The following is a 17651-nucleotide window of genomic DNA, read 5'->3' as shown; positions in this document are numbered from 1 at the left end:
CGTGACTGTGTGTCGCTCTCCGGCGTCGAATTGTTACGTCAAGTGATGTCACTCGATCGGCTGTTCGGAGTAACGATGGGCCTCAGTCGACCGACACCCGCCAGCCGCGCGGGTCGGCGACCCGGCCGAACTGGATGTCCAGCAGCTCCTCGCGCAGCGCCAGCGTGTGCGGGCCCGGCGCCCCGGACCCCACCGTGAACCCGCCCGCGGTCGAGCGGAAGGCGATGATCGGGCTGATCACCGCGGCGGTCCCGGCCGCGAAGACCTCGGTGATCGACCCGTCGGCGCACCCGGCCGTCAGCTCCTCCACCGACACGGGCCGCTCCACCGCGCGCAGCCCGTGCCCGGCGGCGAGCTCGAGGACGCTGCGCCGCGTGACGCCGTCGAGGATCGTGCCGAGCGGCGGGGTGACCAGGTCGCCGTCGGCGGTCACCAGCAGGACGTTCATCGTCCCCGACTCCTCGAGCCAGCGGTGCTCGGCGGCGTCGAGGAACAGGGCCTGGTCGCACCCGTGGGTGCGGGCCAGGGTCTGGGCGGCGAGCCCGGCGGCGTAGTTCCCGCCGCACTTGGCGTCGCCCGTGCCCCCCGGGGCGGCCCGCGACAGCTCGGCGGAGATCCAGAGGGTGAGCCCGGCGTCGCGGCCGGCGAACAGCGGCCCGGCGGGGCACGCGACGACGCAGAACCGCGCCTCGTCGGCCGGCCGCACGCCGAGGAACGCCTCGGTGGCCACCGTGAAGGGGCGCAGGTAGAGCGACGCGGGCGCCTCGGGGACCCACGCCTCGTCGGCCCGGACCACGCCGCGCACCGCCTCGAGGAACGCGTCGACCGGCAGCTCGGGCAGGGAGAGCCGGCGGGCGGAGTGGGCGAACCGGGCGGCGTTGAGCTCGGGGCGGAAGAGCGCGACCGAGCCGTCGGGCTGCCGGTAGGCCTTCAGCCCCTCGAAGATCTCCTGCGCGTAGTGCAGCACCGCCGCCGCGGGGTGCAGCACCAGCGGCTCGCTCGCGCGCACCGCCTCGTCGTGCCAGCCGCGCCCGGCGGTCCACGTCGCCGTCGCCGTGTGGTCGGTGAACACCTGCCCGAAGCCGGGCTCGACGAGCAGCTCGGCGCGCCGGGCGGCGGGGGTCGGGTGCGCGGTGGGCGTGAACGGGAAGGTCCGGGTGCCGGCGGAGGTCACCCCGTCACGGTGGCATCGGAGGCCGTCCGTGTTCCAGTGCCATTCCCGGGGTAGTGGCAGGCCGTGACGCAGCCCGACGACGAGCGCGACCGGGACGCCCTGGTCGACCGCTGGCTCGTCGGGAAGGCGCGGGAGGGGGACCCTGGCGCCCACGAGGAGCTGATCCGCCGCCACCGCGACCGGATCTACCGCATCGCCCTGCGGATCACCGGGGACCCGGCCGACGCGGACGACGTCACCCAGGAGGTCGTCATCCAGCTCTGGACGGCGCTCGCGGGGTTCGCCGGCACGTCGGCCTTCACCACCTGGCTCTACCGCGTCGTCGTGAACCGCAGCCTGGACCTGCGCCGGCGCCGGCGCCCGTACGACGAGCCGAGCGAGACCGACCTCGCGCCCTCGGCGGGACCGGAACGGTCCGTGGTGGCCGGGGAGGAGCTGCGGGCCGGGCTGGCCGCGATCGCCCGGCTGCCCGAACCGCTGCGCGTCCCGCTCGTGCTCTGCCAGATCGAGGGCCTGAGCTACGCGCAGGCCGCCGCGATCACCAAGACGTCGGAGGCGACGGTGCGCGGCCGTCTCGCCCGTGCCCGCACCACCCTGCTCGCCGAGATGAGGAGCTGGCGATGACCGACCACCTCGCCTGTGGCCGCCCCACGGAACCGCTGCTCGAGCAGGTCGCCGAGGGACGCGCCACCGAGCTCGACGAGCACCAGAGCGGCTGCCCGCACTGCCGGGCGGCCCTCGCGGAGTTCGACCGGCTCTGGGCCCCCGTGCGCGCCGTGGAGGCCGACCGGCCGCAGGCCCCGCCCGCGGTCATCGAGGCCGCGCTGCGGACCGTCCGCGGCGTCTCGTCCGAACCCGAGTACGGCCGGATCAGCACCCCGCAGGGGCACACCCGGGTGGCGGCGCGGGTGGTCGTCGCGCTGGCCCGGCACCTCGCCGCGCAGGTGCCCGGGGTGGAGGTCGCCCTCGGGCGCCTGGCGGCGAGCGAGCACGAGGCCGGCGGCGAGGTGGTGCCCGACGTGGCCGCGGGCGTCGCCGGTGGGTCGACGGCCGTGCAGATCACGCTGGCCGCGCGCTACGGCCAGGACCTGCAGGCCCTGGGGGAGCGGATCCGGGGCGCGGTCTCGCGCGGGGTGCGGGAGGCGACCGGGCTCGAACCGGTCGACGTCACCGTCGTGGTGGACGACGTCTTCCCCTGACGGGGCCCTGTGGGTCGCGTCCCGCCGCCGCCCGGGGCACACTCGCTGAAGGTTCAAGCACCGGGGTGTCTGGGGGGACGATGGACGTGCGCCGCGGCGCCGACCGGGGGTTGGGCGCGTCCCCCGGCATCGTCACGCGGCACTCGTTCTCCTTCGGCCACCACCACGAGCCGGGGAACACCCACCACGGCCTGCTCCTCGCGCACAACGAGGACCGCATCGCCCCCGGCGCCGGGTACGACGAGCACCCGCACCGCGACACCGAGATCGTCACGTGGGTGCTCACCGGCACGCTCGAGCACACCGACGACGCCGGGCGGACCGCGCGCGTCACGCCGGGGACCGTGCAGCGGCTCAGTGCCGGCCGCGGCGTGGTCCACACCGAGCGCAACGCGGGGGACGACGAGCTGCACCTCGTCCAGATGTGGCTGGTGCCCGACGTGCCGGGCACCGAGCCGTCCTACGCGCGCCACGACGTGGGCCCCGACCTCGCCGACGGCTCGCTCGTCGCGGTGGCCGGCGGCGCCGGGCCGGTCGGGCTCGGGACGGCGGCGGTGTTCCACGTCGCCCGCCCCCGCGCCGGCACCCGCGTCGAGCTCCCGGCCGCGCGGCGGCTCCACGTGTTCGTCGCCCGCGGCGAGGCCGTCGTCGGCGACCTGACCCTGCACCCCGGCGACGCGGTCCGCGCCGCCGACACGACCCCGACCCCCCTGACCGCGACCACCGACGCCGAGATCCTCGTGTGGGAGATGCACGAGGACCTCGTGCCGGACGAAGGAGAACGACCGTGAGCACCACCGAGGAGTCCGTCACCCCCGAACCGACGCGCGGCGACGGCGAGGAGTCGGAGGCCGAGAAGGCCTCGCTGATCACCGCCGAGCAGCGCCGGGAGCTCGAGGAGATCCGCGACCGGGTCCGCGCCGAGTTCCTGTTCTCCAAGGAGCAGCGGCCGAAGAGCTACGGGCAGGGCGTCCACCACGTCGCCCTGATCTGCCGCGACGTGCGCACCACCACCGAGTGGTACCAGAACGTCGCGGGCTTCCCCGTCACCGTGCTGTTCGAGAACCGCGACCTCGCGGGGTCGACGCACTTCTTCTTCGACGTCGGCAACGGCAACCACCTGGCGTTCTTCGACCTGCCCGGTGTCGAGCCGGGGCCGTACCAGGAGGTGCTCGGCGGGCTGCACCACCTGTGCCTGTCGGTCTCCGAGGAGCACTGGCACGAGATCCGCGCGCGCCTCGACGAGCGGGGGATCGAGTACATGCTGGAGTCCGGCACCTCGATCTACACCTTCGACCCCGACGGTGCCCGCATCGAGTTCATCCACGACCCGCTGGGCCGGATGTACGGGCACGACACGATGTAGGGATGGACGAGGCGAGAAGCGGCGACCAGCGTGCGGCGATCGTCCGTGCCCTCCAGCGCCTGACGCAGTCGTCCCGGCATCTCGCGGACGCCTTCGCCGCCCGTCAGGGGCTGCACCCGACCGACCTCGAGGCCCTGCTGCACGTGATGCAGGCCGAGTCCGAGGGGGAGTTCCTGACGGCGGGCGCGCTCGGCGAGGCGCTCTCCCTCACCTCGGGCTCGGTGACCGGCGTGGTCGACCGGCTGGTCGCGGCGGGACACGTCGAGCGCCGCCGCGACCCCGCCGACCGCCGCCGGGTGCTCCTGCAGTACGCGCCGGGCGCCCGGGCGGTGGCGGCCGAGTTCTTCGGTCCGATCGGCCGGCTCTCGGACGCGGTGATGGACGGGTTCGACGACGCCGAGCTCGCCGCCGTCCGCCGCTACCTCGAGGCCATGACGGACGCGATGACGGCGGCGCGGCGGACCCCGGGCGTCTAGGGGACGATCTGCACCCGGTCGCCGACCTGCAGGGTGTCGAAGAACTGCTGCGACGCCCCCCGGTTCAGGTGGATGCAGCCGTTCGAGGCCACGGCCGGGCTCCCGGCGTGGAAGGCGTAGCCCGGCTTGAAGAACACCGAGTTCGGCATGGGCGCGTCGAAGGCCTTGCTCCAGTAGTTCTTCACCTTCTTCTGCACGGTGAAGGTGCCGACGGGGGTGGCCGCGCCCGACTTCCCGCCCCGCGCCGCGAACGGGCCGGCGGTCACGTGGCCCGCCCCGTCGGTGAGCCACGCCTGGCGGCTCGAGAGGTCCATGCAGGCCTTCGCGGTCGGCGCGCAGGGGGTGCCGGGGGCGGCCTGGGCGGTGCCGAGCCCGAGGCTGGCGGCGGCGAGGCAGGTCACGGCGGTGATGCCGACGCGTGCGGTCCAGCGGCGGGCGGTGTGGTGACGGACGGCCACGACGATCAGCTCCTCGCTCGGGCGGTGCTCGTGGTCAACATCCCCCACAGGGGGTCGCGACACGCCGGGCGGAGGCCGACTCGACCGGATCGTGGCCGCTTCGTCACCCGGACGCCGACCCTCGGAGCGGGCCGTCAGTCGACGGCGTGCCGCCCGGAGCCCTGCGACGGCAGGTGGTGGCGCACGACGGCGACGGTGACGTCGCCCAGGTCGCCGTCATCGAGGTCCTCGCGGCGGCGGGCGGCGTCGAGGAGGGCCGTGGTGCCGTCGAACGGGCCGTAGGAGTCGAGCGCCCCGGTGTCGGGATCGGCGACGAGGACGATGTAGGCGTCGCAGGCGTCGAGGCGGTCCTCGAGCGACTCCCGGTCCTCGAGCACGTCCTCCACCAGGTCACGGAGCGCGGGTGCGGTGGTGCCGTCACGGTCGGGCATGCGGATCTCGTCCACGAGAAGAGGCCTCCCCCTCGGCTGCGGGCGGCTGCGGCCGACCCGGTCGGTGCCGTCCGACCCCGACATCGTCCGGCTTCCTGATGGTGGCGCCCGAGATTAGCCGGTCCCGCGGGTACCGCGGATGATCGACGACGGCCGGACCGGGCGGGCCCGACACCCTTGGTGACCCCCGGCGCGAATCCGGGTGACGCCCTCCGCCGGGAGCGGTGTCGACAACCGCCGGGCGCGCGGCGTCGGTAGTGTCGACCTTCGACGATGCGGCCAAGCTGGTGAGACGCGGATCACTCAGAAGCTGGTGACGCTACGCAGTGAACACGCTCACTGTCCGTGAATCGTCGGACCGAGTGGCCGGGTCACCGACGGTGCTCACCAGGAAAACCGCTGGTGAGCGGCCTGCCGACCGGCGCAGGCTGGCTGCATGACCCTCCCGCCCCCGGTCGTCGCCCTCCGCCGCCTCGACGTCGGCGACCGCTCCGAGGTCGACGCCGTCGTGGCCGCCGCGGTGGCCGGTGCCCTGCCGCGCGAGGTCATGCCCCCCGACGACGGCCCGCACCCCGACGACTGGACCCTGCTCCGCGAGCGCGCCTACGCCCGGTTCCTCCGTGGGCGGCCGGCGACGGAGACGTCGTACCTCGTCGTCGAGGGCGCGGCCGTGGTGGGGGTCGCGCGTCTGCGCCGGGACGGGGCCGGCGCAGAGACCGGGGTCTGGCTGTCCCGCGGGGCCCGCGGCCGGGGGATCGGGACGGCCGTCCTCGGTCTCCTGGCGCAGCGGGCCGCCCAGGACGGTGCCGACCGGCTCGTCGCGGACACCACGGCCGACAACGCCGCCGCGCTCGGTGCCCTGCGCCGCCACGGCGCCGCGCTGAGCGGGGACGCCGACGCCGTGGCCGCCGTGATCGGGCTCGGAGGCCCGGAACCTAGAGACCCAGGGTCTTCCCGATGATGTCGCGCTGGATCTCGCTGGTACCGCCGTAGACGGTGGAGACCACCGAGAGCCGCAGCAGCCGCTCCATGCCGTACTCGGTGGCGTAGCCGTAGCCGCCCAGCATCTGCATCCCCTCGAGCGAGAGGTGCTTCGCGAGCTCGGTGGCCTTGAGCTTGGCCATCGACGCCTCGCGCGGGAACAGCGCGGTGGGGTTCGCGTCGATCGTCGCCGCGGTGTCGTGCACCAGCAGCTTCGTGGCCGCGAGCTCGGTCGCGTTGTCGGCGATCCGGTGGCGCAGGGCCTGGAAGGTGCCGACCGGCCGGCCGAACTGCTCGCGGCCCTTGACGTAGTCGAGGGTGTCGTCGAACGCTCGGCGCGCGAGGCCCAGCATCAGCCCGGCGAGGATCATCCGCTCCAGGTTCAGCCCGGCCATGAGCTGGCGCCAGCCCTGCCCCTCGGTCCCGACGACCGCGTCGGCCGGCAGGTGGCAGTCGGTGAAGTAGAGGTCGTTGACCTCCTTGCCACCCATCGTCTCGATGCCGTGGATCTCGAGGCCCGCGACATCGGTGGGCACGACGAACATCGTCAGGCCGTCGTGCTTGCCGCCCTCGGTGGAGGTGCGGGCGACCAGCAGGATGTGCGAGGCGATGTGGGCGTTCGAGCACCAGGTCTTCTGGCCGTCGATCACCCAGCCGTCCTCGGTCTTGGTGGCCCTGCAGGTCAGGCCGCCGACGTCGGAGCCCGCGCCCGGCTCGGACATCGAGATGGCGAGGACGTCGCCCCGCGAGGTGCCGCCGAGCAGCTCGGCCTTCTGGGCGTCGGAGCCGAACTTCTGGATCGCGGCCGCCGTGATGATCGTCGTGCCGAAGCCGCCGATGGGCAGGCGGTGGTACGAGGTCTCCTCGAGGAAGACCAGGAGGTCGGTCATGGAGCCGTCGGCGCCGCCGTACTCCTCGGGCAGGGAGATGCCGAGCCAGCCCAGGTCGGCGATCTTGCGATAGACCTCGTCGCTGTGCGGGCCCTCGACGGTGAGACGGTCGAGCGCGGCCTTGTCCGGCACCTCGCGGCGGGCGAACTCGCCGATCGCTCCGGCGAACGCGGTCTGCTCCTCGGTGAGCGTGACGGGCATGTGCGGGTCCTCTCCTGACGACGGCTTCCGGTCCATCCTGACTGTTTCTGCCCTGCAGGTCGAGACCCCGGAGGTCACGGGTGTCGACGCGCGTCCGGCGTCCGGAGCCCGATCGCGGTCAGGGAACGGGCGAGGCCGTCGAACGTGCGGGGGTCCCAGCCGGTGAGGAGCTGCCAGCGGTCGAGGCGGTACTTGACCGTGTTCGGATGCAGGTGAAGCGCCGTGGCGGCGGCGGTCGTCGAGAAGCCGTGGTCCGCGTAGGCCGTCACGGCGTCGCGGAGGTGGGGGTGGCGCTCGTCGGCGTCGGTGTCGAGCACGGCCCCGAGCTCGTGGTGATGGGGGAGGAGGGTCGCGAGCATCCAGTGGTCACCGAACGCGGCCGGCTCGCCGGTGCGGCGGGCGACGGCGAGGGAACGCTCGGCGTCGACGATGCTCGCCGCGGCCCCGGGGAGACCGCGGCGGGAGAGACCGATCCCCACCGGTCCCCGGCCCAGCAGGTCGGCCACCCGCTCGGGCCGCAGGGCGTCGTCGACCCCCTGCGCGACGAGCACCAGCACGTCGCCCCGCACGGCCGCCGCCGTGCTGCCGGTCCGGCGCAGCGCGGTCCGCACCCGTTCGAGGTCGGCGCCGTCGGTGTCCGCGACGTCGGCGCAGACGGCCCGGAAGTCGGCGGCGGGATCGAAGCCCAGTGCCCGGGCGGCGAGGGCGACGTCCTCGCCCGCGGACTCGCCCGTGTAGAGAGCCTCGAGGAAGCGGTGGGCCAGCTCGGTGGTGGCGGCCTGCCGGGCCAGCGTCACCTCGGCGAACCCGTCGGCCGCGGCGGCGCTCGCCCGCTGCACCCAGGTCCAGACGAGGTTGACCAGCCGCAGCAGGCGCACCGCGAGCTCGGGGTCCTCGAGCTCCGCCCGCTCGAGCAGCGCGTTCCACAGCTCGCGGTAGCCGATGTGGTACGCCGAGATGACCGACTCGAGGGGAAGGCCCTGGCGGGCCCGCCGGGCCCCGAGCTCCCGCGCCCGGTCCGCGTCGGCGGCGCTGGGGTGCCGGCGTGCGGCCAGACCGTCGAGCAGCGCGGCGTACTGCCCGTCGACGTCCGCGAAGTGCTCGTCGGTCGGGACCGGGGCGTACGTCCCGCCGACCTCGGCGCGGATCCGTGCGACGGCCGTCCTCGTCAATTCCGGCAGATCCTCCTTCGCGTCCCGGCACAACCGGGCCGCGGACTCCCACCCGTCGGTCACCGCAGCACCCCCGTCTCGTGGAAACCGCAGGGTCGCACCCGGAGAACTCGTGGTCGCCGCTCTCGTGTGCCCCGGTCGCCGGGCGGCAGCCTGACGGCGTGACGAACTCCTACTGCGTGGCCGACTACCTGCTCGCCCGGCTCACCGAGCGCGGGGTCGGGCACGTGTTCGGCGTGCCCGGCGACTACTCCCTGGGGCTCCTCGACCGCATCCTCGCGACCGACGGCCTGGAGTGGGTGGGGACCACCAACGAGCTCAACGCCGCCTACGCAGCGGACGGATACGCCCGCCGGGAGTGCGCGCGCGGCGGCCCGGGGCTCGGGGTGCTGGCGACCACCCTCGGCGTCGGGGAGCTCTCGGCGATCAACGGCGTGGCCGGCAGTGCGGCCGAGCAGGTCCCGGTCCTCCAGATCACGGGCGCTCCCGCGACGGCGGTCGTCGAGGCCTCGGCAGCCGCCCACCACACCTACGGCGACGGCGACTTCCGCCGCTTCGCCCGCGCCTACGGCGAGGTGGTCCACGCCCGGGCGTGGCCGTCCGCCGCCGACGCGCCGGCCGAGATCGACCGGGTGCTGACCGAGGCCCTCCGGCACCGGATGCCGGTCCACCTGACGCTGAACGCCGACGTCGTCTCCGCCCCGTGCGCGCCCCCCGCGGCGCCGCTCGAGGTGGAGGACGTCTCCGACCCGGACGCCCTCCACGAGCTCGCCGGCCACGTGCGCCGGCGGCTCGACGAGGCCGGTGGTCCCGCCGGCGTGGTCGTCCTCGCCGGCCACCTCGCGGACCGGTTCGGCCAGGGCGCCCGCCTGCGGGAGCTCGTCGCGGACGGCGGTGTGCGCTCGGCGACCCTGCACCGCGGCAAGGGCGTGCTCGACGAGTCCGACCCGCGGTTCCTGGGCCTCTACGCGGGGGAGCTGACCCCGGGGGTCGCCGAGGTCGTGGCGGCCGCCCCGCTGGTGGTCGGCGTGGGCGGACCGGGGCCGGACGGCGTCGTCGTGTTCACCGCGCCCCCCGAGGACCCGGCCCGTCCGGTGCTCGTCGTCGAACCGGGCCTGGTGCGCGCCGGCGCGGACGAGTTCGCCCCCGTCGCCCTCGGCGACGCCCTCGCCGTGATCACCGCCGAGCTGCGTCGACACCCGCGGGCGACCGCCCCCGCGACCCCCGCCCGGACCCGTCCGGAGGTCCCCGCGGAGCGGCTGGACCAGCGGGCGCTCTGGACGACGATCGAGCAGTGGCTCCGGCCGGGTGACCTCCTCGCCGCCGAGTCGGGCACCCCGTACTACGGCGCGCTGGCCATCCGCCTGCCCGCCCGGTCCGGCTTCCTCGCCCAGGGCCTGTGGTCGTCGATCGGCTACACGTTGCCCGCGTTGCTGGGTGCCCAGCTCGCCGCCCCGACCGACCCGGGCCGGGCGGTGCTGGTGATCGGCGACGGGTCGGTCCAGCTCACCGCGCAGGAGCTGGGGACCTTCGGTCGCCGGGGGCTCGCCCCGGTGGTGGTGGTCGTCGACAACCGCGGCTACACCGTCGAGCGCGCCATCCACCACCCGGAGGCCGCCTACCACGACGTGGCGGCGTGGGACTGGCAGGAACTGCCCGCCGCGCTGGGACTCGGCGACGCGCTCGTCGTGCGCGCGGAGACCGTCCCCGCCCTGGCCGCGGCGCTGGACAAGGCGCGGGACGATCCCCACCGGCCCTGCGTCGTGCAGGCCGTCCTGCCCGAGGAGGACGCCCCCGAACTCCTCACCGCCGTCGCGGCCGTCGTCGCGCGGCGCAACGCCTACTGACCCCCGCACCCCCGATCCCGGAGGACCCCGTGACCACCGCATCGCCCGCCCCCGACGACGCCGTCGACCGGGACCGCCCCGACGCGTCCGGACCCGACGGGTTCGGCCCCGACGAGTTCGGCGCCGACGACGCCTGCGCCGCCGAGCTGCTCTGCGACCGGCACCCCGCCGACGGCGTCGCGTTCACCGTCGTCGGACCCGACCGGCACCCCGAGGACGTGAGCTTCGGCGACCTCGCCCAGCGGTCGGACCGCGTCGCGGCCGCCCTCGCCTCGAGGGGTGTCGCCCGGGGCGACGCGGTGGGGGTCCTCATGGGCAAGTCCGCCGACCTCCCCGCCGTGCTGCTCGGCATCTGGCGCCTCGGCGCCGTGCACGTCCCGCTGTTCACCGCCTTCGCGGGCCCCGCCGTCGAGCTCCGGTTGGCCGCGAGCGGGGCCGCGGTCGTCGTCGCCGACGCCGACCAGGTCGGCAAGCTGCGCACCGACGCCGACCGGCTGATCGTCCAGGTCGGTGGGGAGCGCCCCGAGGACCCCACCCGGCTCCGGCTCGCCGACCTCCTGGCCGGGGAGTCCGCACCCTCGCCGACCCCCGCGCGGGTCGGGGGCGACGGCGTCCTGGTGCTGCTGTTCACCAGCGGGACCACCGGGACGCCCAAGGGGGTGCCGGTCCCGCTGCGCGCCGTGAGCGCGATGCGGCGCTACCTCGTCGACGCCCTCGACCTGCGCGACGACGACGTCTACTGGAACGTCGCCGACCCGGGCTGGGCCTACGGGCTCTACTACGGCGTGCTCGCGCCGATGGCACTCGGGCGGCCGAACGTCCTGCTCCACGCCCCGTTCTCCGCCCCGCTCACCTGGGAGCTCCTGCGCGACCTGGGCGTCACCGACCTCGCCGCCGCGCCGACCGTCTACCGGGCCCTGCAGGCGGGGCGGCCGGACGGCGACCACGGGGTGCGCCTGCGGTGCGCCTCGTCGGCCGGGGAGCCGCTGACCCCCGACGTCGTGCGCTGGTCACGCGAGGACCTCGGGATCGAGGTGCGCGACCACTACGGCCAGACCGAGCTCGGCATGGTCGTCGCGAACGCCTGGCGCCCCGACCTGCGTCGGGAGGTCGTCCCCGGGTCGATGGGGCACCCGTTGCCCGGGTGGACCTGCGTCGTCCTCGCGGAGGACCGCGACGAGGTCGTCCCGGCCGACACGGTGGGCCGTCTCGCCGTCGACACGGCCCGCAGCCCGCTGATGTGGTTCCCCGGGTACGCCGATGCCCCGGAGCGGACGGCGGAGCGGTACTCCGCCGACGGGCGCTGGTACCTCACCGGCGACACGGCGAGCCAGGCCGCCGACGGCCGCCTCGCGTTCTCCTCCCGGGACGACGACGTGATCATCATGGCCGGGTACCGCATCGGCCCCTTCGACGTCGAGAGCGTGCTGGTGACGCACCCCGACGTCGCCGACGCCGCGGTCGTCGCCGCCCCGGACGCGCTGCGCGGCGAGGTCCTCCAGGCCTTCGTCGTGCTGGATCCCGCCGCCGGGGTCCGGGCGGACCTCGAGGCCGAGCTCCAGCAGCTGGTGAAGACCGGGTTCGCCGCCCACGCCTACCCGCGGGCGGTCCACGTGGTCCCCGAGCTGCCCCGGACCCCGAGCGGCAAGGTCCAGCGGTTCCGCCTGCGGGAGCAGCTCCGCGCTCAGACCTCCGGGTAGCGGTTGTAGCCGGGGAAGTTGCCGTAGAGCGACTCGCCCTCCGGCCCCACGGTCACGGCGTGCACCAGCAGCTCGCCGCCCACGAAAGCGCCCTTCCACGACGCGCCGCGCCCGCCGAACGGCTCGTCCTTGTCCCCGCGGGAGCGGAGCTTGTTGAGCCCCACCTTGAACGCCTGCACCTGCTCGGCGAGCCGCCCGCCGACGGTCTCGTCGTCGCAGGCGATGCTGGCGACGAGCGCGCCGTTGGAGGCGTTCATCTGGGCGAGGAGCTCGGCCTCGGTGTCGACGACGACGATCGAGTCGATCGGCCCGAACGGCTCCTCGTGCATGAGGCGCGACGCCCCCGGCGGGGCCAGCAGCGTCACCGGGGCGTGGTACGCCGAGGTGTCCTGGCCGGGGAGGAACTCGCCCGCGTCGGTCCCGGCGCGGTACAGCGGCACCGCGCCGTGGCTCAGCGCCTCGCGCACCGAGTCGTCGAGCTCCTTGGCCTTCGCCGCGGAGATGAGCGGCCCGAAGTCGAGGCCGGGCAGCTCGCCGTCCTCGCCGGCGGCGAGCGGGTGGCCGAAGCGCACCCCCTGCACCACCGGTAGGTAGGTCCCGAGGAACTCGTCGACCAGCTCGCGCTGCACGACGAAGCGCGGGTAGGCCGTGCAGCGCTGCTTGGCGTACTCGAAGCCCTTCTTGAGCAGGCCCGCGAGCGTCTCCCAGTCGGAGAACTCCCAGACCCCGAAGGTGTTGAGGCCCTCCTGCTCGAGCATGTGGCGCTTGCCGGTGTCGGCGAGCTGCGCGGCCACCTTCCCGCCGTTCGAGCGCCCGCCGACGAAGGCGAGCGCGCCGATCTCGGGGGAGCGGATGAGCGCGTCGGACAGCGACGAGCCGTCGCCGGACAGGAGCGTGACCGGCAGGCCCTCGCGCGCCATCAGCGCGTGCGCCACCGTCAGGCACATCGCGCCGCCCTGGGTGGGGGTCTTCGCGACGACCGCGTTGCCCGCCAGGAGCTGCACGAGCTCGGCGTGGACGAGAACGCTCATCGGGTAGTTCCAGCTCGCGATGTTGCTGACGGGTCCCTCGAGCGGGACCCGGCTCGCCGGCCTCCCGTCGACGTCGCGGGAGAGCATCCCCTCGATCTGCTCGACGTACCAGCGCCCGCCCTCGAGGCAGCGGTCGACGTCGGCGCCCGCGGCCTTCCACGGCTTGCCGATCTCCCAGGCGAGCAGCAGAGCGAGGTCGTCGCGGACGCCCTCCATCGCGTCGATCGCCGCACTGACCCGCCGCTTGCGCTCGTCGAGGTCGACCGACCCCCAGTCCCGGTGGGCGCGGGCGGCCGCCCGGACCGCGTCCTCCGCGGTCTCCGGGTCGACCTTGAGCATCGACCCGAGGGTGGTGCCGTCGACCGGCGAGGTCTGGGTGGCCGGGGTGCCGACGGCGCGCCACTCGCCGTCGATGAGGTTCGCGGGCCCCTCGTCGGCGAACGCCTCCGTCGCCGCCCCCCGGGCCCGTTCCCGGACCGCCTGCCACGTCGCGTACTCCGGGATCGCTCGCTCCGGCATGTCCGACCACCCCTGTTCGTCGACGACCGCCCTCCCAGGTGACCACGATCACTGCCCGAGGGGAACCCGCCGACCGGTCCCCGTGACGCGGACCGATCGGTCCGTTACGGTGGCGCCATGCCACGAACGCCTGCTCCGGGCACCCGCGAGCGCATCCTCGGGGTCGCCTCCCGGCTCTTCTACGAGCACGGCGTCCGCGCGGTGGGGATGAACCAGGTGGTCACCGAGGCGGGGACCGGCAAGAACCTGCTGTACCGGCACTTCCCGACGAAGACCGACCTCGTCGCCGCGTACCTCACCGGTGCGCACGAGCGGCGGACCGAGGCCGCCCGGTGCGCGATGGCGGCGGCCGGGGACGACCCGCGCGAGCAGCTCGTGGCCCTCGTCGAGGAGGTCGCGACGGCCATGGCCCGCTACGGGCGCGGCTGCGCGTTCCGCAACTACCTCGCCGAGTTCCCCGACGACGCCGACCTCGCCGCCGACGCGCCCGCCGGTGTCGCCCAAGGCCACCTCGCGGACGCGCGGGAGACCATCGTGCGGCTGGTCGGCGAACTCGGCGTGGACGACCCGGAGGCGCTGGTCGAGGAGTTCTGGCTGCTCCTCGACGGGCTCTACCAGCAGGCCGCCTACCGCGACCGGCTCGACCGCCACCTCGGGGTCGACGCCGCCGTCCGGCTCGCCCGCCGCCTCGTGGGCACCCCGGCATGAGCGCACCCCGGCCGGGCGCCGTCCTGCTCATCACCTCGGCGGCGGCGTTCCTCTCGAGCCTCGACCTCTTCATCGTCAACATCGCGTTCCCCGACATTCGCGCCGACTTCCCGGGCACCGACCTCGGGCAGATGTCGTGGATCCTCAACGGCTACACCGTCGTGTTCGCGGCCTTCCTCGCCCTCGCGGGCCGGCTCGCCGACCGCTTCGGGCACAAGCGCGTCTTCCTCGTCGGGCTCGGCGTCTTCACCCTCGCCTCGGCCGCCTGCGCCGTCGCGCCCACGGTGTGGACGATCGTCGCGGCCCGCGCCGTGCAGGCCGTCGGCGCGGCGTTCGTCATGCCGACGTCGCTGTCGCTGCTGCTCGGCGCCTACCCGGCCGAGCGGCGCAGCCAGGCGGTCGGGGCGTGGGCCTCGATCGGCGCGGTCGCCGCGGCCCTCGGCCCGCCCCTGGGTGGCCTGCTGGTCCAGGCGTCGTGGCACTGGGTGTTCCTCGTCAACGTGCCGATCGGCATCGTCGCGCTGGTCGCGGGCGCCCGGGTGCTGCGCGAGTCCGACGTCGCGCGCACCGGCGTGCCCGACCTGCTCGGCGCGCTCGCCCTCATCGTCGGGGTGGGCTCGCTCGCCTACGCCCTGGTGCGGGCGCCCGACGTCGGCTGGTCGGACCCGGAGGTCGTCGGCGGCCTCGTCGTCGCGGTCGTGGGCCTCGTCGCCGTGGTGGTCCGCTCGCGGCGCCACCCCGTGCCCGCCCTCGACCTCGCCGTGGTGCGGGTGCCCGCCGTCGGGCTCGCGGCGCTGATGATGGCCGCCTTCACCACGGCCTTCGCCGGGATGCTCGTCGTCAACGTCCTGTACCTGACGGGGACGTGGGGCTGGTCGGCGCAGCTCGCCGGGCTCGGGCTCGCGGCCGGGCCGCTCGTCGTCGTGGTGGTCTCGCGGGTGTCCGGGCGCCTGGCCGCGCGGATCGGCGTGGGGCCGGTGGCCTCGATCGGCGCGGTGGCCTTCGCAGCCGGCCCCACGTGGTGGTTGCTCCGCCTCGGCACCACGCCCGACTACCTCGTCGGGATGCTCCCGGGCCAGCTGCTGACCGGGCTCGGCGTCGGGCTGATCCTGCCCACGCTGTCCTCCGTGGTGGGCTCGGCGCTGCCCGCGCCGCAGTGGGGCTCGGGGTCGTCGCTGATCAACACCGCGCGCCAGGTGGGGTCGGTGCTCGGCGTCGCGCTGCTCGTCTCGGTGATCGGGGCGCGCACCACCGGCCTGCCCGACGAGTTCGGGTCGGTGCAGGCCGGCTGGGTCCTGCTCGCGGCGGCCTCCGGGGCGACCGCGCTGGTCGGCGTCGCGCTGTCGGTCGCGGAACGGCGGGCCCACCGGAGCGTCCCCGTGCCCGACGCGGTCGCGGAGGAGGGCCCCGTCGTGCGCGGGACCGCGCGCAGCCCGTCGTGAGCGGTGTCGTCAGTCGGCCGAGGGCACCGGGTCGAGGACGAAGACCGGGATCTCCCGGTCGGTCTTCTCCTGGTACTCGGCGTACGACGGGAAGGCCGCGACGGCCCGCTCCCACCACAGCTCCCGCTCCTCGCCGTGGACCAGGCGGGCGTCGTAGGTCCTCGTCTCCGTGCCGTCCTGGAGCGGGAACCGCGGGTGCGCCACGATGTTGTGGTACCAGACGGGGTGTTCCGGGGCGCCGCCCTTCGAGGCGACGATCGCGTAGTGGCCGTCGTGCTCCACCCGCATCACCGGGGTGTAGCGCAGCTTGCCCGACCTCGCCCCCCGCAGCGTCATCAGCACGATCGGCGACCCCTTCACCTCCAGGCCCTCGGTGGTCCCGGTCTCGAGGATCTGCTTCGTCTGCGCCTGGACCCAGTCGGTGGGGCTGAGTTCGGCCGTCTCGTCGCTCATGTCGCCGACAACCTGGGTGATCGGCGGGTCATTCCGCCGGGCGGGCGGTGAGGTGCCTCCCTGGAGGGTGCGGACGGCACCGCCCGCCGCATCCGCGACTCCATGACCGCGGGGTCGCTCGGCAGCGGCCCCCGCTGCCCGGTCCCGACGAAGCCGTGGCGCGCGTAGAACCGGTGCGCCCGGTCGTTCCCGTCGACCACCCACAGCGCGATCGCCGCGGCGCCGTCGTCGCGCGCCCAGTCCAGCACCGCGGTGACGAGCCGGTCGGCGGTGCCGTCGCCCCGGTGCGCCGGCTCCACCCACATCCCGACGAGGTGGCGCGTGCCGGCCTCGTCGGGATCGTCGATGCCGCACGCCGTCCCGATGACCGCGTCGCCCTCCCGGGCGAGGAACCAGGCGCCGGTCGCGAGCCGGCGCCGCCAGGCCTCGTCGGGAAGGGCCCGCTCGCGCTCGAGGGTGGACGCGAACGCGCCGGGGGAGTCGGCGAGGGCCCGCAGCCGGACCGCCCGGGCTTCGACCCAGTCGTCCGGTCCCGCCCTCTGCACCTCGCTCACCGCCCCATGATCCCGCCCCGCCGGCAAGATCTCGTTCCCCGGCGCGGAGTGGGGCCGGGACCGATCGGTCCGTGCCGGGCGACGAGATCTCCGACCGGGGCCCTCCCGATCGTGGCCCGACGGGGCTGACCGTCACCCCACCGAGCACGATGGAGGCTGCGCGGGAACCGCTCGGGGTCGCCGGACGACGTGGCGGTCGCGGACCCCCGCGACGGTGAGGAGACGAGCATGGCCGGACACGGCAGGCACCACGGGAGCACCATGACGGCCGACCCGACGGCAGGTCCCACGGCGCCGCTGCGCGCGAGCGGACCGGTCGACGAGGACGTGGACCTCGTGGAGGACGCGGCGCCGGTGCGCGGGGTCGGCTGGGTCCTGCTGGTCGGCGGACTGGTGGGCGCGGTGGTGGCGCTCGTCCTGCTGATCGACAAGCTCGAGCTGCTCGCGAACCCCGACTACATCCCCAGCTGCTCGATCGACCCGGTGCTCTCCTGCGGGACGATCATGAAGACCTGGCAGGCCTCGCTGCTCGGCTTCCCGAACCCGGTGATCGGCCTGCTGACGTTCCCGCTGGTCATCGTCTCCGGCGCGCTGGTGCTCTCGAAGGTCGAGCTGCCGCGCTGGTACTGGCTGGCGCTGCAGGCGGGCTCGTTCGCCGGCGTGGTGTTCGTCCACTGGCTGATCGTCCAGAGCCTCGTCGTGATCAACGCCCTGTGCCCGTACTGCATCGTCGCCTGGGTCGCGGTGCTCGCGATCTTCTGGTTCACGACGATGCACAACCTGCGCGAGGGCCACCTCGGCGGCGAGCCGGCGGGCGAGGCGCTCGTGCGGCGGCACGGCTGGGGGCTCGCGGCCTGGTACCTGCTGATCGTGGTCGCGGTCGTCGCCACGTTCCCGGCCTACTTCGGCGCCATGGTGGGCCTCGCCTGAGAGGTACTGGTCCGAGCGGACCAACCGACGGACCGCTCGTCGTCGGAGCGGGGCCGGTGGACGGGCGCGGGTTCCGGGGGCGCTCAGGGTTCCGGGTCGGGGACGGGAGCGCGACCTAG

General features: G+C 74.8%; 19 protein-coding genes. 11 read left to right on the top strand and 8 right to left on the bottom strand.

Annotation, left to right across the window (positions count from 1 at the left end):
- Positions 1–82: 82 nt before the first annotated feature.
- Positions 83–1174 (bottom strand): branched-chain amino acid aminotransferase, encoded by a 1092-nt coding sequence (locus ACFPBZ_RS18235; protein ID WP_378037516.1) that lies wholly within the window; start codon positions 1172–1174, stop codon positions 83–85.
- A 63-nt stretch (positions 1175–1237) separates the two neighbouring features.
- Between ACFPBZ_RS18235 and ACFPBZ_RS18230 the strand changes: the two genes are divergently transcribed.
- The 5 genes from ACFPBZ_RS18230 (at position 1238) to ACFPBZ_RS18210 (ending at position 4215) form a co-directional block, all read left to right on the top strand.
- The gene (locus ACFPBZ_RS18230) at positions 1238–1798 is read left to right on the top strand and encodes an RNA polymerase sigma factor (RefSeq protein ID WP_378037515.1); all 561 of its coding nucleotides are present in this window, start codon (positions 1238–1240) and stop codon (positions 1796–1798) included.
- A complete protein-coding gene (locus ACFPBZ_RS18225; RefSeq protein ID WP_378037514.1) occupies positions 1795–2373 on the top strand; it encodes an Asp23/Gls24 family envelope stress response protein in 579 nt (192 codons plus the stop codon). The genes ACFPBZ_RS18230 and ACFPBZ_RS18225 overlap by 4 nt, the downstream gene beginning before the upstream one ends.
- Before the next feature lie 65 nt (positions 2374–2438).
- Positions 2439–3164: a pirin family protein gene (locus tag ACFPBZ_RS18220; protein WP_378037513.1), complete on the top strand. Its 726-nt coding sequence runs from the start codon at positions 2439–2441 to the stop codon at positions 3162–3164.
- A gap of 77 nt (positions 3165–3241) precedes the next feature.
- On the top strand, positions 3242–3739 hold the full coding sequence (locus tag ACFPBZ_RS18215) for a VOC family protein (RefSeq protein ID WP_378037553.1): 498 nt from the start codon (positions 3242–3244) through the stop codon (positions 3737–3739).
- A gap of 2 nt (positions 3740–3741) precedes the next feature.
- Entirely contained in the window at positions 3742–4215 is a 474-nt protein-coding gene (locus tag ACFPBZ_RS18210) for a MarR family winged helix-turn-helix transcriptional regulator (RefSeq protein ID WP_378037512.1), read from the top strand.
- On the opposite strand, the gene ACFPBZ_RS18205 is transcribed toward ACFPBZ_RS18210, so the two are convergent.
- The gene (locus tag ACFPBZ_RS18205; RefSeq protein ID WP_378037511.1) at positions 4212–4673 is read right to left on the bottom strand and encodes a L,D-transpeptidase; all 462 of its coding nucleotides are present in this window, start codon (positions 4671–4673) and stop codon (positions 4212–4214) included. The genes ACFPBZ_RS18210 and ACFPBZ_RS18205 overlap by 4 nt on opposite strands.
- Before the next feature lie 134 nt (positions 4674–4807).
- On the bottom strand, positions 4808–5104 hold the full coding sequence (locus ACFPBZ_RS18200) for a hypothetical protein (RefSeq protein WP_378037510.1): 297 nt from the start codon (positions 5102–5104) through the stop codon (positions 4808–4810).
- Positions 5105–5540: 436 nt separating this feature from the next.
- On the opposite strand from ACFPBZ_RS18200, the gene ACFPBZ_RS18195 reads away from it, so the two are divergent.
- Positions 5541–6065 (top strand): GNAT family N-acetyltransferase, encoded by a 525-nt coding sequence (locus ACFPBZ_RS18195; protein ID WP_378037509.1) that lies wholly within the window; start codon positions 5541–5543, stop codon positions 6063–6065.
- Here the strand turns inward: ACFPBZ_RS18195 and ACFPBZ_RS18190 are convergent.
- Both ACFPBZ_RS18190 and ACFPBZ_RS18185 read right to left on the bottom strand, forming a co-directional pair.
- Entirely contained in the window at positions 6040–7176 is a 1137-nt protein-coding gene (locus tag ACFPBZ_RS18190; RefSeq protein WP_378037508.1) for an acyl-CoA dehydrogenase family protein, read from the bottom strand. The two genes, ACFPBZ_RS18195 and ACFPBZ_RS18190, sit on opposite strands and share 26 nt — an antisense overlap.
- Before the next feature lie 74 nt (positions 7177–7250).
- Positions 7251–8411 carry a PucR family transcriptional regulator gene (locus tag ACFPBZ_RS18185; protein WP_378037507.1) on the bottom strand — a complete coding sequence of 387 codons (1161 nt, stop codon included), beginning with the start codon at positions 8409–8411 and terminating at the stop codon, positions 7251–7253.
- Between the two features lie 98 nt (positions 8412–8509).
- On the opposite strand from ACFPBZ_RS18185, the gene ACFPBZ_RS18180 reads away from it, so the two are divergent.
- Positions 8510–10195, top strand: coding sequence for an alpha-keto acid decarboxylase family protein (locus ACFPBZ_RS18180; RefSeq protein WP_378037506.1), 1686 nt, complete (start codon positions 8510–8512; stop codon positions 10193–10195).
- Positions 10196–10224: 29 nt separating this feature from the next.
- Entirely contained in the window at positions 10225–11895 is a 1671-nt protein-coding gene (locus tag ACFPBZ_RS18175; protein WP_378037505.1) for an AMP-binding protein, read from the top strand.
- Here the strand turns inward: ACFPBZ_RS18175 and ACFPBZ_RS18170 are convergent.
- A complete protein-coding gene (locus ACFPBZ_RS18170) occupies positions 11880–13445 on the bottom strand; it encodes an aldehyde dehydrogenase family protein (protein ID WP_378037504.1) in 1566 nt (521 codons plus the stop codon). The genes ACFPBZ_RS18175 and ACFPBZ_RS18170 overlap by 16 nt on opposite strands.
- 117 nt (positions 13446–13562) lie before the next feature.
- Between ACFPBZ_RS18170 and ACFPBZ_RS18165 the strand changes: the two genes are divergently transcribed.
- Together ACFPBZ_RS18165 and ACFPBZ_RS18160 are read left to right on the top strand one after the other, a co-directional pair.
- Complete coding sequence (locus tag ACFPBZ_RS18165) at positions 13563–14153, top strand: TetR/AcrR family transcriptional regulator (protein ID WP_378037503.1); 591 nt, start codon at positions 13563–13565, stop codon at positions 14151–14153.
- The gene (locus tag ACFPBZ_RS18160) at positions 14150–15595 is read left to right on the top strand and encodes an MFS transporter (RefSeq protein WP_378037502.1); all 1446 of its coding nucleotides are present in this window, start codon (positions 14150–14152) and stop codon (positions 15593–15595) included. Before ACFPBZ_RS18165 ends, ACFPBZ_RS18160 begins: the two co-directional genes overlap by 4 nt.
- Positions 15596–15604: 9 nt before the next feature.
- Here the strand turns inward: ACFPBZ_RS18160 and ACFPBZ_RS18155 are convergent, their stop codons facing one another.
- On the bottom strand, positions 15605–16048 hold the full coding sequence (locus ACFPBZ_RS18155; protein ID WP_378037501.1) for a nitroreductase family deazaflavin-dependent oxidoreductase: 444 nt from the start codon (positions 16046–16048) through the stop codon (positions 15605–15607).
- Positions 16045–16602 (bottom strand): GNAT family N-acetyltransferase, encoded by a 558-nt coding sequence (locus ACFPBZ_RS18150; RefSeq protein WP_378037500.1) that lies wholly within the window; start codon positions 16600–16602, stop codon positions 16045–16047. Before ACFPBZ_RS18150 ends, ACFPBZ_RS18155 begins: the two co-directional genes overlap by 4 nt.
- A gap of 261 nt (positions 16603–16863) precedes the next feature.
- Between ACFPBZ_RS18150 and ACFPBZ_RS18145 the strand changes: the two genes are divergently transcribed.
- Positions 16864–17532 (top strand): vitamin K epoxide reductase family protein, encoded by a 669-nt coding sequence (locus ACFPBZ_RS18145; RefSeq protein WP_378037499.1) that lies wholly within the window; start codon positions 16864–16866, stop codon positions 17530–17532.
- Positions 17533–17651: the final 119 nt, after the last annotated feature.

Origin of the sequence: Actinomycetospora atypica (genome assembly GCF_042653685.1) — a bacterium.
Taxonomy (GTDB): Bacteria; Actinomycetota; Actinomycetes; order Mycobacteriales; family Pseudonocardiaceae; genus Actinomycetospora; species Actinomycetospora atypica.
Note: the sequence above shows the minus strand (reverse complement) of the source record. Positions and strands in the feature narration are given on the sequence as shown.

What these genes read in the sequence shown, in the direction of transcription:
- ACFPBZ_RS18225 (WP_378037514.1), top strand. Translation starts at nt 1,795, where the DNA reads ATGACCGACCACCTCGCCTGTGGCCGCCCCACGGAACCGCTGCTCGAG.
- ACFPBZ_RS18210 (WP_378037512.1), top strand. Translation starts at nt 3,742, where the DNA reads ATGGACGAGGCGAGAAGCGGCGACCAGCGTGCGGCGATCGTCCGTGCC.
- ACFPBZ_RS18200 (WP_378037510.1), bottom strand. Translation starts at nt 5,104, where the DNA reads ATGCCCGACCGTGACGGCACCACCGCACCCGCGCTCCGTGACCTGGTG.
- ACFPBZ_RS18195 (WP_378037509.1), top strand. Translation starts at nt 5,541, where the DNA reads ATGACCCTCCCGCCCCCGGTCGTCGCCCTCCGCCGCCTCGACGTCGGC.
- ACFPBZ_RS18190 (WP_378037508.1), bottom strand. Translation starts at nt 7,176, where the DNA reads ATGCCCGTCACGCTCACCGAGGAGCAGACCGCGTTCGCCGGAGCGATC.
- ACFPBZ_RS18170 (WP_378037504.1), bottom strand. Translation starts at nt 13,445, where the DNA reads ATGCCGGAGCGAGCGATCCCGGAGTACGCGACGTGGCAGGCGGTCCGG.
- ACFPBZ_RS18165 (WP_378037503.1), top strand. Translation starts at nt 13,563, where the DNA reads ATGCCACGAACGCCTGCTCCGGGCACCCGCGAGCGCATCCTCGGGGTC.
- ACFPBZ_RS18160 (WP_378037502.1), top strand. Translation starts at nt 14,150, where the DNA reads ATGAGCGCACCCCGGCCGGGCGCCGTCCTGCTCATCACCTCGGCGGCG.
- ACFPBZ_RS18155 (WP_378037501.1), bottom strand. Translation starts at nt 16,048, where the DNA reads ATGAGCGACGAGACGGCCGAACTCAGCCCCACCGACTGGGTCCAGGCG.
- ACFPBZ_RS18145 (WP_378037499.1), top strand. Translation starts at nt 16,864, where the DNA reads ATGACGGCCGACCCGACGGCAGGTCCCACGGCGCCGCTGCGCGCGAGC.